Source organism: Mucilaginibacter pallidiroseus, assembly GCF_007846085.1.
GTDB lineage: Bacteria > Bacteroidota > Bacteroidia > Sphingobacteriales > Sphingobacteriaceae > Mucilaginibacter > Mucilaginibacter pallidiroseus.
In genome coordinates, this window is the sequence record NZ_VOEJ01000002.1 from 54,107 (window position 1) to 67,340 (window position 13,234).

Here is a 13,234-nt window from a genome sequence, read left to right on the forward strand (position 1 = left end):
CTATGCCAGTTATTACCTCAAAAACCGAAAGCAGCAGTGGATTCATTTTCACATGCAGACAGCCTTAAATGGGATGGAACGGGTTTGATCGTGGACACGTCTTATTTATCCATAGTAAACATAAACAGCAAAAAACGTTTAGGCTCCATAACCGGGATTAAAATAATCGGTAAACATCATATCAGATACAGTTGGCGTAACACCTATAATAAAGAAATTTCAACCAGCCGAAATTTAACTAATCAGCCCGCCGGGTCATACACCTTAATTGTAAGCGCGAAAGTGAATTCAAAGCTGATTGAACAAAAACTGGGGCCATTTGACATATCGTGTACTGACGGACCTGTTATTGACTCAACAGGCTACACGGTAATATCCCCAGATTGCGACGGTAAAGGTGGTTCCATAAGAAACATAAAGGTATTTGGAACAGGAACAATCAAGTATGCATGGTATTCAATTAATTTAAATACAAAGGAAGCTACGTATTTAACCAATACGCCTAATTTGCCTAATGCACGGGTAGGCACATATCAGCTAATGGTTTCAGATGAGATCTGCGGACCAGTTTATAGCAAATATATTTCCGTATTACCTTATAAGGAAATAGCTTTCAACTTAAGTAAAGTTGTCGTAACACTAGCAAGTTGTGATGCATACCCATCTGTGACAGGTATTGCCTCACAAAATTTAAGAAATTTTTTATTTCAATGGGAGTATCCCTTTGGAACTATCATAGCCACCACTGCAGATTTACGTGATTGGTCTGGCGGGGGGAGGGTTTATCTACGAATGAAGCATAAGTGCAACCCAAACGAATCGTACCAGTATGTGTTTGACCTTGGCCCAGCTATTACCAGGAATATCCCTGTTTTTAGGTACACAATCAGAAATACATGCGGTGCTCAAAACACAGGTTCTGTAACAATAGACGCATATCCGGCATATGTTACAAATTTTAGATGGGTTGATGAAGCGGGCAAAAACATGGGCTTCGGCAACGAAATAGTTAATCTTCCACCTGGCAAATACACACTTTATGTAACGGACGAAATGGGTTGCGAAAGGTTATACGATATCTTCACAATTGATGAAACGTATCCAGTAACTATTACAAACAACGCCGAAACAATTACATCCGATACCTGCAACTCCTATACAGGAAGTATTAAAAATATTAAAATAGAAAACGGTTACCCACCTTACACTTACCGGTGGACGGATGCCGGTGGCAAGCTGGTTTCAGACCAATTGGATTTAACAAATGCCGTTGCCGGAAACTATACTTTACAAGTGCTTGACGCAACAAGTTGCGAGGCCGCTGAAAAAAAATATACCATAGGAAACCTTAACGTATATGATGATGCCCCGATAAATACTACCACTTACATATGCACAAGTGGTGAGGCCACATTTAGGGTGAGTAGGGCACTGCCTGGCCGCCGTTACCGGCTTTATGATGCTGAAAACGATGTTACACCTATAGATGAGAATGCAAATGGGGAGTTTAAAATCAATGTTTTTAACGAACGGGATTTTTATGTAAGTGTAATAAGAGGCGACTGCGAAGGCCCGCGTAAAAAAGTAGCAATCCGTATTGGTTTTATACTAACCGATTTGACTAACACCTTCACCCCCAACAACGATGGTATTAATGATTTTTGGCTGATACGTAACGTGGATAAATACACCGATGCTTTGGTACAGGTTTATGACCGGTCCGGCTTGCAGGTGTTTCAGTCGCGCGGATACGCAAAGCCCTTTGATGGCATTTTCAGGGGCAAAACGTTACCGTCAGGCACGTATTACTATGTAATAACTTTAGACAGGGGTTGCAAGGTATCCGGCAATGTCACTATATTGCGGTAGCAAACCTTTACCCATTACAATGCGCTTTTCTACGGCAAAAATACAGGTTTTCTTTGCACTTGATATAAGCTGTCTACACCATCGCACCTTGGTTGTAACTACTAATGCGCCATCAATTTTTTATGTATTGTAGGTGGGTTCTAATCTTTGTCTTGTCAATAATATTTGCTGTACAAACCCATGCGGAAACATTTACTGTAACCAGCAATGGTGATAGCGGCCCCGGTACTCTCCGTGAAGCTTTGACAAAGGCAGCGGCCAATGGCGATGCTGAAAAAGACTTTATATATTTTAACCTGCCGGATGTGAGCGAGGCGGGCAGGACGATAGCTATAAAAAGTTTATTACCGAAAATGACATCAAACTTAGTGATAGACGGTAGTACGCAACCAGGAGCTAATTTTGGTGTTGCTGATGCGAAAGTCCAGATTACCTATAAATTCATATACCCTGATCAACTCAACCTATTCTATAGTGACAATGCTAATCTTATCGAAATCTATGGTCTTTATTTAAACTGCGATTCAACAGGTTGGGGCGGAGCCGCAATCGGCATAAGCAATTTTGACAAAGTAATCATTGGCGCACCGTCAAAAGGGAACATGATAAATGGCGCCAACGTTGGTATCCATAATGGCAATACATGCATTTATCAAAGCAACAATTCCGGAACTGACCCAACCGGAGAAACCGTAGCATATTCTACGGTTGGAATCACTTGCGCCGATGTTACTGTTGGAGGGGCTGAGGTAGCTGGGAATGTTTTTTTCAGGTTATATATAAACTTCGATAGATTAGTTGGCAATAATTTAATTTTAAGCCACAACAAATTCGGGACTAACTATAATGCCACAAAACAAGTTCCTACTAATATTTATTCTCAAATAACGCGTTGCACTATACAGAGCAGCAATGCAACCAACCCTCAGCCGTCGGTTAATGCCTTAATTGCCGACAACATATTTGTAGATGAATATGTGGGTATTTTATTATCAATTTCAAACTTAGACGGACAAATTAAAATAAAGGGAAACGGTTTTAATACCGACCGTTCGGGGACAATAAATTATCTTGAAAATGTCAATGATATGTCCATGTACGCCTTAATATTAAATGGCAAAGCTAAATTTTTGGTAGGAGGAGATATGCCTGACGATAAAAACTTTATAACATACGCTCATACGGCAATTGCATATACCCCTAACGATAACGTAATCTTAAAACGCAATAGCATATTTTGCGTTAGAGGGATAACGTTTTTAGGAAACGAAAATGAAGAAATAGTACCCAAAGTGAAAATAACATCGGTTTCGGTAAACGGAATTGCAGGAACAGCAACGCCTAATACAGATATCGAATTGTTATACAGCAATTGCAACTGTTATCTTCCTGCTCCTAAAACATATTTTGCTACAGTTAAAGCTAACGCCACCGGAAGCTGGTCTTATGTAGGCCCACTGTTAGGAAATGTTATGGCCTCAGCCACATCGAATAGAATTACAGGAATGTTTGCAGGGACAAGCTTCAATGAAGACGATGCACTTGTAGAACAAACACCTTGCAGTAATACGGGGACTATTAAAATAATGAATACCGTATATAATTTCGGTTACCGCTGGTATAACAGTAATAATGAACTTGTAGCCACAACGCCAGATTTAATAGATGTTGCTGCCGGAGTGTATACATTAAAAGTGGGTGTAGGATCCGAGTGCGACTTCACCAAAACCTATGAAATAAAAGACAATACTATAACTGTAACTACTGATGACTTAGAAAAAACAAACGCATCATGCAATAGTGGGGGCTCGTTAAAAGGCATTAAAATTACATCGCAATCTTCTTATCGCAGCCGTTGGATTGACAAAAATGGAAGCGTTGTTTGTGACAATTGCCTTGATCTGACAGGAGTTCCCGCAGGGCAATACAGCTTAGTTGTTGGAAGTACAACCGGACAATGTGAGCAAATTTTTGGTCCTTATGAACTTCAAAACACCAACGGCGTACAGCTTGTAACCACCAACGTCAGTGTACGTCCATCAACCTGTGGGCTGGCCAACGGATATATCAGGGGTCTGCAGGCGCCAGGAGCCACTACCTTTATATGGACGCGCGATGATGGCAGCGTTGCAGGCAATACGCTCAACCTGGAGAATATCCCGCCAGGTAATTATCGCCTTACAATCAGCAACGCCACGTGTGCAAACTATGCCGACTTCCGCATTGATGCTGTTACACCTACCGTTTACCCGCAATTTGCGGCTACCATTACAAAAACATGTGCCGCCTTCCCTACCGGCACCATCAGCATAAATACGGATGGTGCGCAAGATCAGCCAGGAATTTTCAGATGGGTGGATAGCCAAAACAACACAGCAGGCTACGGAAAAACAATTCAATATTTGCCTGCCGGTACATACAAACTTTACCTTACAGATGCCGGCAGTTGCGAAAGCTTCTATAAAGAATATACCGTAGATGCATATCCCGAACTTACCATTGCGTTTGGCAACGCGCATGATATTTATTGCGGGGTGGGCAAGGGAAGTATCGATGCAGCCATTGTGAGCGGTGGTACGGGCAATTACTTTTACGAATGGAAAGATGGCAACGGCAACGTAATCCCTGGTAAAACACAACCTTTTATAAACGATCTTGATGCCGGCACCTACACCCTGTCCGTAACAGACGGCGGCTGCAACCTTGCGATGCTTACTTATACCATAAAAGAACAAACGCAAATTATCCCGGCGCCAATCATAGCAGATGTAGAGGTAACGCGCACCGGCAACACCACTTTACAGGTTACAGATCCTTTCCCTACTGCAATTTACAGGCTATATGATTCGGAAACCGGTTCAACTCCACTAGCCGAAAGCAAGGGCGGCAGCTTCACGGTAAATGTTACCGGCAATCGCAGCTATTATATAGAACTGAGTTATGGTGAGTGCGAAAGCCCGCGCACACGTGTGCGTGTTGTGTTAACTATCCTGAACGTAAACATCCCTAATACATTTACCCCTAATGGTGATGGCTTTAACGATTATTGGACCATTACTGGTATTGAAGAATCGAAGATAGCTACGGTAAAAATATTCGCCAGATCGGGGCAAATGGTGTTCCAATCTGTAGGTTATCCAAAACCCTTTGATGGCACACAAAATGGCCAGCAGCTCCCGGCAAGCACCTACTATTACATCATCGAACAAAAAAACGCAAAGCCTATTTCCGGCTATGTAACCATACTACGTTAAGCCAGTTGGCGCAGATACATTTGCACAGTATTTTCTAACCCGTAATAAAGGGCATCGCTTATAAGGGCATGGCCTATACTTACCTCATCAAGCGCAGGTATATTTTCGGCAAAGTATTTTAGGTTTTGCAAATCCAGGTCGTGCCCGGCGTTTATGCCAAGCCCTGCCCTCTTTGCTGCTTCTGCAGCTTTTACATACGGTGCAATGGCCTCTTCGCGGTTTGCAGCATAGCCATGTGCATAGGCTTCGGTATACAACTCAATACGGTGTGTGCCTGTAGTAGCTGCGGCCTCAACTATCTCAACCACTGGATCCACAAATATGGATACGCGGATACCTGCGTCGGCAAATATCTTAATAGTATCTTTTAAATACTGCTGATGGGTTATGGTATCCCAGCCATGGTTTGATGTTATTTGCCCTAAAGCATCGGGCACAAGGGTAACCTGCTCGGGCTTCACAGCCAATACCAAATCAACAAATTTTTGCTCCTGGCAATTACCTTCTATATTAAATTCGGTTGTTACAATCTTCTTCAGGTCGTAAACATCCTGATAACGTATATGCCTTTCATCAGGCCTTGGGTGTACAGTTATGCCCCGCGCACCAAAGCGTTCACAATCTTTAGCAACTTGTATCAGATCAGGATTGTTGCCACCGCGCGAATTTCGCAGGGTAGCTATTTTATTTACATTGACAGATAAACGGGCCATAGTATTTTACAGATGTGCAGCAAATATCAATAATACATTAATAACAATTAAATGAATTTTGTACGTATTGGGTTTTAAACTTTTTTAGCTGTAAAGCATTTAGTATCATTATTACAATCATGAAACCTGCTTACAACCTTTTTGCCGCTTTAGCTATTTTAATAATGGTTCCGTTTACAAGCATTGCACAGGCCAATTTTACCGGCATTACAAGCTACGAACCATTTTACGGCCATGCCGAAAAAGCGCCGCAGGACTGGATGGTGTTGCGCCGTTTCGAAAACGCCGGTCGCAGGTATTTTTTGCTTGTAAACCCACAAACGCTCGACACCAAAATAGCCGACGATGGGTTTTACAAAATAACGCCTATGAGTTACCTACAGGCGCGTAAATATTTTTCAAGTCCGCCATATATTAAAGTCTTAGCCAAAGCGGAAAGCAAGTCTGTTACCATCCAGGATGCAGGCATTGAACGTGGCATGCCAAAGGAAACGGGTATCACATTAACCGCCGACCTTTGCCCTTCGCACCGCCCGCTCGACAGGCGCATTTTCACAGATATTATTAACGGCTTTAAATCTGTTGAAAGCCCTGTACCCATAGCACTTTCGGTAAGTGGTTTGTGGATGAAGCATCATCAGCCGGATATTGCCTGGTTAAAACAGTTACAAGCCAACCATGAGATTTATATAACCTGGGTAAACCATTCATACAACCATCGCGTAAGCAAAACCAGCCCCCTTAAAACCAACTTTTTACTGGAGCCCGGTACAGATATTAATTACGAAGTTTTGGAAACAGAAAAGACAATGCTAGCCAACGGCCTGCTGCCATCTGTGTTTTTCAGGTTCCCTGGCCTTGTATCAGACCAGCAATTGGTATACAAGATAACCGGCTTCGGCCTTATACCTATTGGTACGGATGCCTGGCTGGCAAAAGGGCAGCAGCCACAGGCGGGCAGTATTGTACTGATACATGGCAACGGGAACGAGCCTGTGGGTGTAAATGACTTTATAAAGCTATTACAATCAAAAGCCTCGTCAATAGCTAATAAGCAATGGTTATTATATGATTTAAGAGAAACCGTGGAAGAAGACGGTAGCGGCAGGTAGCGTTTTCAACGTCGGTTTAGAAAGCATTTTTTAAGATTAGTGCTTCGTCAGGAATACCCTTACTTTTAAACATTTCACTATTCTATCAATTTCATCAATTCTTCGAATTCGAGTTCAGACAAAAAAAGCCGCTCAGTAAACTGAACGGCTTAGATATAATAAAATAATCCTATTTAAGCGGCGGGAATTTCGCACCGTCAAATATACTGCTTTGGGCGGCCATTTTCTCCACATCCTGCCATTTTCTTGGCGCATCTATAGATAGGTTTGTGCCCTTATCCTTACCTATCAAAATATCATCTTCAATGCGCACACCAATGTTCCACCATTTTTTATCGCACGGGCTGCCCGCCGGTATGTAAATACCAGGCTCTACGGTTATCACCATATTTTCCTGCAAGCCACCTTCGTAAGCGCCTTTGTCGTGAACATCTAACCCCAGGTGATGTGATACGCCATGAGTATAGTATTTACGCAACTCTTTAGCGTCTTTAATAATGCCCAATTTAATTAAACCAGCAGCTAATACTTCCCCAGTTTTCTGCTCGAGCGATGCATATGGTACGCCTTGCTTACACATTTTAAACACCTCTTCCTGCGCATCATAAACCAACTGGTATATGGCTTTTTGGTCTTCGGTAAATTTGCCGTTTGCGGGTACAGTACGGGTGACATCTGCCGAGTAACCATGATACTCGGATCCAACATCCATCAGTACCAACTGGTTATCGATACTTGTGCGGTTATTCTCTTCGTAATGCAAAATACAGCCATTAGCTCCTGCACCAACAATTGGCGGGTAACCCTCATCTTCGGCACCATACCTTTTATGCACATAAAGCAAAATACCTTCAAGCTCCTTTTCGCCCATGTTTGGTTTTATGGCACGCATCACTTCGGCGTGGGCTATGCTCGATAACTGTACCGACTTACGCAGCAAAGCCACCTCTTCAGGTTGTTTAATGCCACGCAAAGCCGTAGTAAAATCGGCAAACATATTGGCAGCACCGTATTGCTCATTGATTTTAGCCTTTGCCGCAACAAGCGATGCGCTATCCGGCTTGGCCGCAAGCTCTTTTATTATAGCGTTGTTATTATAAACATCGGCGCTTAGGCTTCTTTTAAGGTAATTGATAATTTGAGGGAGATTGGCCGGCGTTGCATACCTATTTACCACGTTAAAACTGTTCATTAAGGCTTTATCGACTTCCGGCAATGAAGCTTTGGCTTTAAAAGCATTTACCATTTTGGCCAATCCTTCGTCGCCACCAATATCTGCAGGCAACTCATCGGTTATAATGGTTTTAAACTTTTTGAGATCTATTGGAAATTTGGCAAAATCGGCATTGTTGTAGGCTCGTTTGAAACCAAGCTGTGCCTTTGCTCCTTCTACGCCTAAACGGCGGCCGGTCCACGATTCGCGCTGCGGGTCGCGCGGGCGAACAAACAGCAATTCGTTATAACTGGTATCGCCCTGCCCCTGCTGCTCTTTAAACACAAGCAACATTGCATCAGCCTCCTTGTAGCCCGAAAAGTAATACATATCCGGGTTGGCATGATACACGTAGTTAACATCGTTCGAAAATACGCGCTCCGGGTATGCAAATATTACAGTTACCGAATTGGCTGGCATCAGTTTGCGCAAAGCCTCACGGCGACCGGCATGAAATTCTTTGGTAAGATAATCTGTTGGGAGTTTAAGATCAGGTGCCTGGGCAAAACTGCTAACAGCCCCCAAGATTAGCAAGGCGGCCAAAGCAAGGCCTTTTTTCAATAGTTTCATTGTAGTTTAGGGTTTGTTTACAACCCGCGAAAGATACAATTAAAATTTTAGTTGATGAAGAGACCTTGTATCGTTTTTCTATATTTAAACTATGAAACCTAAACGCATGGTCATCGAATCAATTATAGTTATAAGTTCATTTGTATTAACCGCTTTACTGCTTAATGCATTAACCGGGTCTCCGGTTTTCGGCAAAAAAACTATAGACATCAATTTACATGACACCTATTTTGTAATTGAGTTATCGCTACCGCTAATATTAACGCCGGGGTTAATATTCATTACAATAATCTATTTATTTAGAAACACATACGCGCACTTTAAAAATCACTTACAAAATCTTGTACTTTTAGGATCATTATTTTTGCTTAATCTCTTTACTATACAAGCTATACAACCTGTCACTAAAGTCACCGCGATGCTCGGTGGCAAATGGACAGTGCAACCACCGTTGCCAAACCAAGCGCAATCGGATAAAGTTCCGGTATCTCCGGTTAGTGAACTTGCTGATATTTTGTTTTATGTAGAAATAATATTACTGCTGATATTAGTTGCAGCAGCTGTTTTGACGGGAAAGAATTGGAAACGCAAAAATCGTAATGTTGATGCGCTGCCGAAATAAATTCGGCATGACCATTTCCTTAAATAAAAAAGGGACATGGCCTCAACCACATCCCTTTTTTAATTTTGACTTTTGAATTTTTACTTAGTACCTGTAGTATTCCGGTTTAAATGGACCTTCAACAGTTACACCAATGTACTCGGCCTGATCCTGGTCTAAAACTTCCAGTTCGACACCAATTTTTGCAAGGTGTAAACGGGCAACTTTTTCGTCAAGGTGTTTAGGCAAGGTGTATACTTTGTTTTCGTAAGCGTCGGTATTTGTCCAAAGCTCCAATTGCGCCAAAGTTTGGTTGGTGAATGAGTTACTCATTACAAAGCTTGGGTGGCCGGTAGCGCAACCAAGGTTAACCAAACGGCCTTCAGCCAAAACAATCACGTCTTTACCATCAATTGTGTATTTATCAACCTGTGGTTTGATCTCAATTTTATGATCGCCATAAGCACCGTTTAACCAGGCCATGTCAATCTCGTTATCGAAGTGACCGATGTTACAAACAATAGCTTTGTCTTTAAGGGCACGGAAATGCTCCTCGCGCACAATGTTTTTGTTACCTGTTGCGGTAACCACAATATCAGCCTCGGCAATTGCTGTGCTTAGCTTTTTAACTTCATAACCTTCCATTGCTGCCTGCAAAGCACAGATAGGGTCGATCTCGGTTACAATAACACGCACACCTGCATTGCGTAATGAATCGGCAGAACCTTTACCTACGTCGCCATAACCGCAAACAACACCTACTTTGCCGGCCATCATTACATCAGTAGCACGACGGATAGCGTCAACTAATGATTCGCGGCAACCGTATTTGTTATCAAATTTTGATTTGGTAACCGAGTCGTTAATGTTTATTGCAGGCACCAATAAAGTACCGGCTTTCATGCGCTCATATAAACGGTGTACACCGGTGGTAGTTTCTTCAGATAAACCTTTAATACCGGCAGCCAGTTCAGGGTATTTATCGAATACCATGTTGGTTAAATCGCCACCATCATCAAGGATCATGTTTAATGGCTGGCGGTCTTCGCCAAAGAACAAAGTTTGCTCAATACACCAGTCAAACTCCTGCTCGTTCATACCTTTCCAGGCATAAACAGAAATACCTGCAGCAGCAATTGCAGCAGCAGCATGATCCTGAGTTGAAAATATATTACATGATGACCAGGTAACTTCGGCACCCAGCTCAATCAAGGTTTCAATTAGTACGGCAGTTTGGATAGTCATGTGCAAACAGCCTGCAATACGCGCACCGGCCAAAGGTTTGCTTGCGCCATACTCGGCACGCAGTGCCATTAAGCCCGGCATTTCGGCCTCGGCAAGTTCAATTTCTTTACGACCCCATGCGGCAAGCGATGGGTCCTTTACTTTATTTTTAACGTACACAGTTTCTGCTGTCGACATATCTATTTAAAATTTTTTACAAAAATATACTAAAGTTTTGTGAAACTGAAATTATTGTTATGGAAGGAGATTTGTAGCTATTGAGTAAGTACATAGTTGCCAATCTGCCGAGGCCGAATAAATGCAATAAAAAGCCCGCTCTTAAATAAAAGAGCGGGCAGAATTTATACTGATAAAAGATTAAAGAACTAATCACTAATCTCTTAATCAACTAATAACTATCCCTTACATATTCAAGCTCAAATACTGCTTAGGGTTTACTGGTTGCCCGTTGCGGCGCACTTCGTAATGGAGATGCGGGCCTGTTGAGCGACCAGTTGAGCCTACTTTACCAACCTGGTCTCCAACGGTTACACGCTGGCCTTCTTTAACATTGATCTTGGATAGATGGCCATACCAGGTTTCGATATTATTGGCATGTCTTATCTTTACGCAATTACCATAGCCTCCCGCACGGCCGGCAAATACTACCCTTCCACTGGCGGTGCATTTAACAGGGTCGCCTTTGTGCCCCTTAAAGTCAATACCGGGATGAAATTCATTACCGCCAAAATTGAACGGATTATCACGATGGCCAAAAAATGATGTAAACGAGCTTAGTTTTGGATAGCCCATAGGCATGTAGGCAATATTGCTTACCAACCTATCCAGATAGTTATTAAAGTCGTTAAACAATTTGGTTTCGTTAACCGGCTTGTCGCTCTCAACATTTATTTTTTTGAAAGCCACGTTGCGCAGTCCTCGTTTGCGCATGTAGGTATTAATGGTTTTAAGCTTAGCCTGTATATCGGTAATGTACTGTACGGCTTTGCTTTTGTTGCCTTCCTTTTCGGCATTCGCCAAAAGCGCGGTTGAACTTTCCTTTTCCAACTGGCTTTGTAATGATTCTATCTGCGATTGCAGCCTGCTGTTCTCCTGGCTCTTCTTAAGATTATCATTACTGAGCCTGAAGATGGCTGTCATCAAAATCATCACGGTAATTAATACCGCGGCAACAACCATTTTTATACTGTTAAAATAACGCGCTTTTACCTGAGCCACCCGTGGGCTGGCCTCATTTTTTGAGGAAAGAATACCCATAACCTAAAAATCCTGCTTTAAGTTTAATCAATTAGTTTATTACTTAGGGAATTAGCTGATGCTAACAGAATGCAAGATAACTAAAACTGAAGCTCCCTGCAAACCCTGTCATTTATAACCGAAACGTCAATTAATTGGTAATATTCTTAACGGGGTTAATTTTTATGAATGATTAATTATTTTTGTAAATAAATTAAGAGAACACATATGTATCCAGAATATTTAGTTGCCCCAATGCGGGAAGAGTTAACCAACAATGGTTTTGAAGATATGCGTACTGCAGATGCCGTACAACAAGCTATTAAAAGCGAAGGCACTGTGTTTGTAGTTGTAAATTCGGTTTGTGGTTGCGCTGCTGCAAATGCACGCCCTGCAGCCCGCGTTGCAGTACAAAACGAAAAACATCCCGACAAAATGATCACTGTTTTTGCGGGTATGGAGCGCGATGCTGTTGATGCTGCACGCAACCTGATGTTGCCTTTCCCTCCGTCATCGCCATCAATGGCTTTATTTAAAGATGGTAAATTGGTACACATGATAGAGCGCCACCAAATTGAAGGCCGCCCTGCACAAATGATTGCTGATAACCTTATTGGCGCATTTGATCAGTACTGCTAAGCGAACTTCACGAATAGAGATTATAAAAAAGACCGGCTTTATTAGTCCGGTCTTTTTTTATTCAAAATATTCTTAACCCAAGATAATGCGGTGCGTTTAACTCTCTACGCCTAAGCTTCCTAACTAAATCCCCAGGAAAAAAACTATGCCACCACCAACTATAACTTGTAGAACTGTCGATCACAGAGGCGATTTCATGAACTTATACCTGATCATGGCAATAGCTACCAATTCAAAAGCTACAACACCGTAGGCAAGATGTAAAGCCATAGTTATGTTATCTACCAAAAAAGGCAAGGTGTGTAACATCCCTCCTATGGCGGTGGCAACGCCGGTGATAATACCCCGGGATATGGGGCTACCACGTCCGGTAACTTTTCCATCGTCAGACAAAGCTTCGGCCAATCCCATGCTTATCCCGGCACCAAGTGATGCAGCAAGGCCCACAAAGAATGCTTTATGAGCCTGATGCGTAAGCCCTGCCGCAGCAAATAGCGGGGCGAGTGTGGAAACAGACCCATCCATCAAACCTAAAAGCGCCGGCTGAACCCTTTGTAATACGTATTGCGCTTCACTCACTTTTTGTAATGACATATACCAATTACGAAGAAATTCACCACAATGTTTTAAATACAAAGTATTGATAATTAGACAAATTATAAACGATTTAATGGTTTATAATTTGCATGTTGCTTGAAGTTATAAATAGCTAAAAAAACCAAAGCCTGTGGAGAGCGAGTGATTTCTAAATGCCTACATTTTCCCGCTTCATTTGATTACGT

Annotated in this window: 10 protein-coding genes; 5 read left to right on the forward strand and 5 right to left on the reverse strand. The window is 42.3% G+C overall.

Going from position 1 to position 13,234, the window contains the following annotated elements; all coding sequences use genetic code 11:
- The first annotated feature begins 36 nt into the window (after positions 1 to 36).
- Together FPZ43_RS04710 and FPZ43_RS04715 are read left to right on the forward strand one after the other, a co-directional pair.
- Positions 37 to 1,869, forward strand: a complete 1,833-nt coding sequence (locus FPZ43_RS04710; protein WP_186461763.1) for a gliding motility-associated C-terminal domain-containing protein — start codon at positions 37 to 39, stop codon at positions 1,867 to 1,869.
- A gap of 152 nt (positions 1,870 to 2,021) precedes the next feature.
- Positions 2,022 to 5,123, forward strand: coding sequence for a gliding motility-associated C-terminal domain-containing protein (locus tag FPZ43_RS04715; protein ID WP_186461764.1), 3,102 nt, complete (start codon positions 2,022 to 2,024; stop codon positions 5,121 to 5,123).
- Here FPZ43_RS04715 and FPZ43_RS04720 read toward each other — a convergent pair.
- Positions 5,120 to 5,836 carry a pyridoxine 5'-phosphate synthase gene (locus FPZ43_RS04720; protein ID WP_146380710.1) on the reverse strand — a complete coding sequence of 239 codons (717 nt, stop codon included), beginning with the start codon at positions 5,834 to 5,836 and terminating at the stop codon, positions 5,120 to 5,122. The genes FPZ43_RS04715 and FPZ43_RS04720 overlap by 4 nt on opposite strands.
- Positions 5,837 to 5,955: 119 nt before the next feature.
- Between FPZ43_RS04720 and FPZ43_RS04725 the strand changes: the two genes are divergently transcribed.
- Positions 5,956 to 6,948 (forward strand): polysaccharide deacetylase family protein, encoded by a 993-nt coding sequence (locus FPZ43_RS04725; RefSeq protein WP_261380986.1) that lies wholly within the window; start codon positions 5,956 to 5,958, stop codon positions 6,946 to 6,948.
- A gap of 169 nt (positions 6,949 to 7,117) precedes the next feature.
- Here the strand turns inward: FPZ43_RS04725 and FPZ43_RS04730 are convergent, their stop codons facing one another.
- Positions 7,118 to 8,731: an aminopeptidase P family protein gene (locus FPZ43_RS04730; protein WP_146380711.1), complete on the reverse strand. Its 1,614-nt coding sequence runs from the start codon at positions 8,729 to 8,731 to the stop codon at positions 7,118 to 7,120.
- A gap of 91 nt (positions 8,732 to 8,822) precedes the next feature.
- On the opposite strand from FPZ43_RS04730, the gene FPZ43_RS04735 reads away from it, so the two are divergent.
- Positions 8,823 to 9,353 (forward strand): hypothetical protein, encoded by a 531-nt coding sequence (locus tag FPZ43_RS04735; protein ID WP_146380712.1) that lies wholly within the window; start codon positions 8,823 to 8,825, stop codon positions 9,351 to 9,353.
- 84 nt (positions 9,354 to 9,437) lie between these two features.
- On the opposite strand, the gene ahcY is transcribed toward FPZ43_RS04735, so the two are convergent.
- Both ahcY and FPZ43_RS04745 read right to left on the reverse strand, forming a co-directional pair.
- Positions 9,438 to 10,754 (reverse strand): adenosylhomocysteinase, encoded by a 1,317-nt coding sequence (ahcY, locus tag FPZ43_RS04740; protein WP_146380713.1) that lies wholly within the window; start codon positions 10,752 to 10,754, stop codon positions 9,438 to 9,440.
- Positions 10,755 to 10,979: 225 nt separating this feature from the next.
- On the reverse strand, positions 10,980 to 11,834 hold the full coding sequence (locus tag FPZ43_RS04745; RefSeq protein ID WP_146380714.1) for a M23 family metallopeptidase: 855 nt from the start codon (positions 11,832 to 11,834) through the stop codon (positions 10,980 to 10,982).
- A 207-nt stretch (positions 11,835 to 12,041) separates the two neighbouring features.
- Between FPZ43_RS04745 and FPZ43_RS04750 the strand changes: the two genes are divergently transcribed.
- Positions 12,042 to 12,452 carry a BrxA/BrxB family bacilliredoxin gene (locus FPZ43_RS04750; RefSeq protein ID WP_146380715.1) on the forward strand — a complete coding sequence of 137 codons (411 nt, stop codon included), beginning with the start codon at positions 12,042 to 12,044 and terminating at the stop codon, positions 12,450 to 12,452.
- A gap of 180 nt (positions 12,453 to 12,632) precedes the next feature.
- Here the strand turns inward: FPZ43_RS04750 and FPZ43_RS04755 are convergent, their stop codons facing one another.
- Positions 12,633 to 13,046, reverse strand: a complete 414-nt coding sequence (locus FPZ43_RS04755; protein WP_222430940.1) for a VIT1/CCC1 transporter family protein — start codon at positions 13,044 to 13,046, stop codon at positions 12,633 to 12,635.
- Between the last annotated feature and the right edge of the window lie 188 nt (positions 13,047 to 13,234).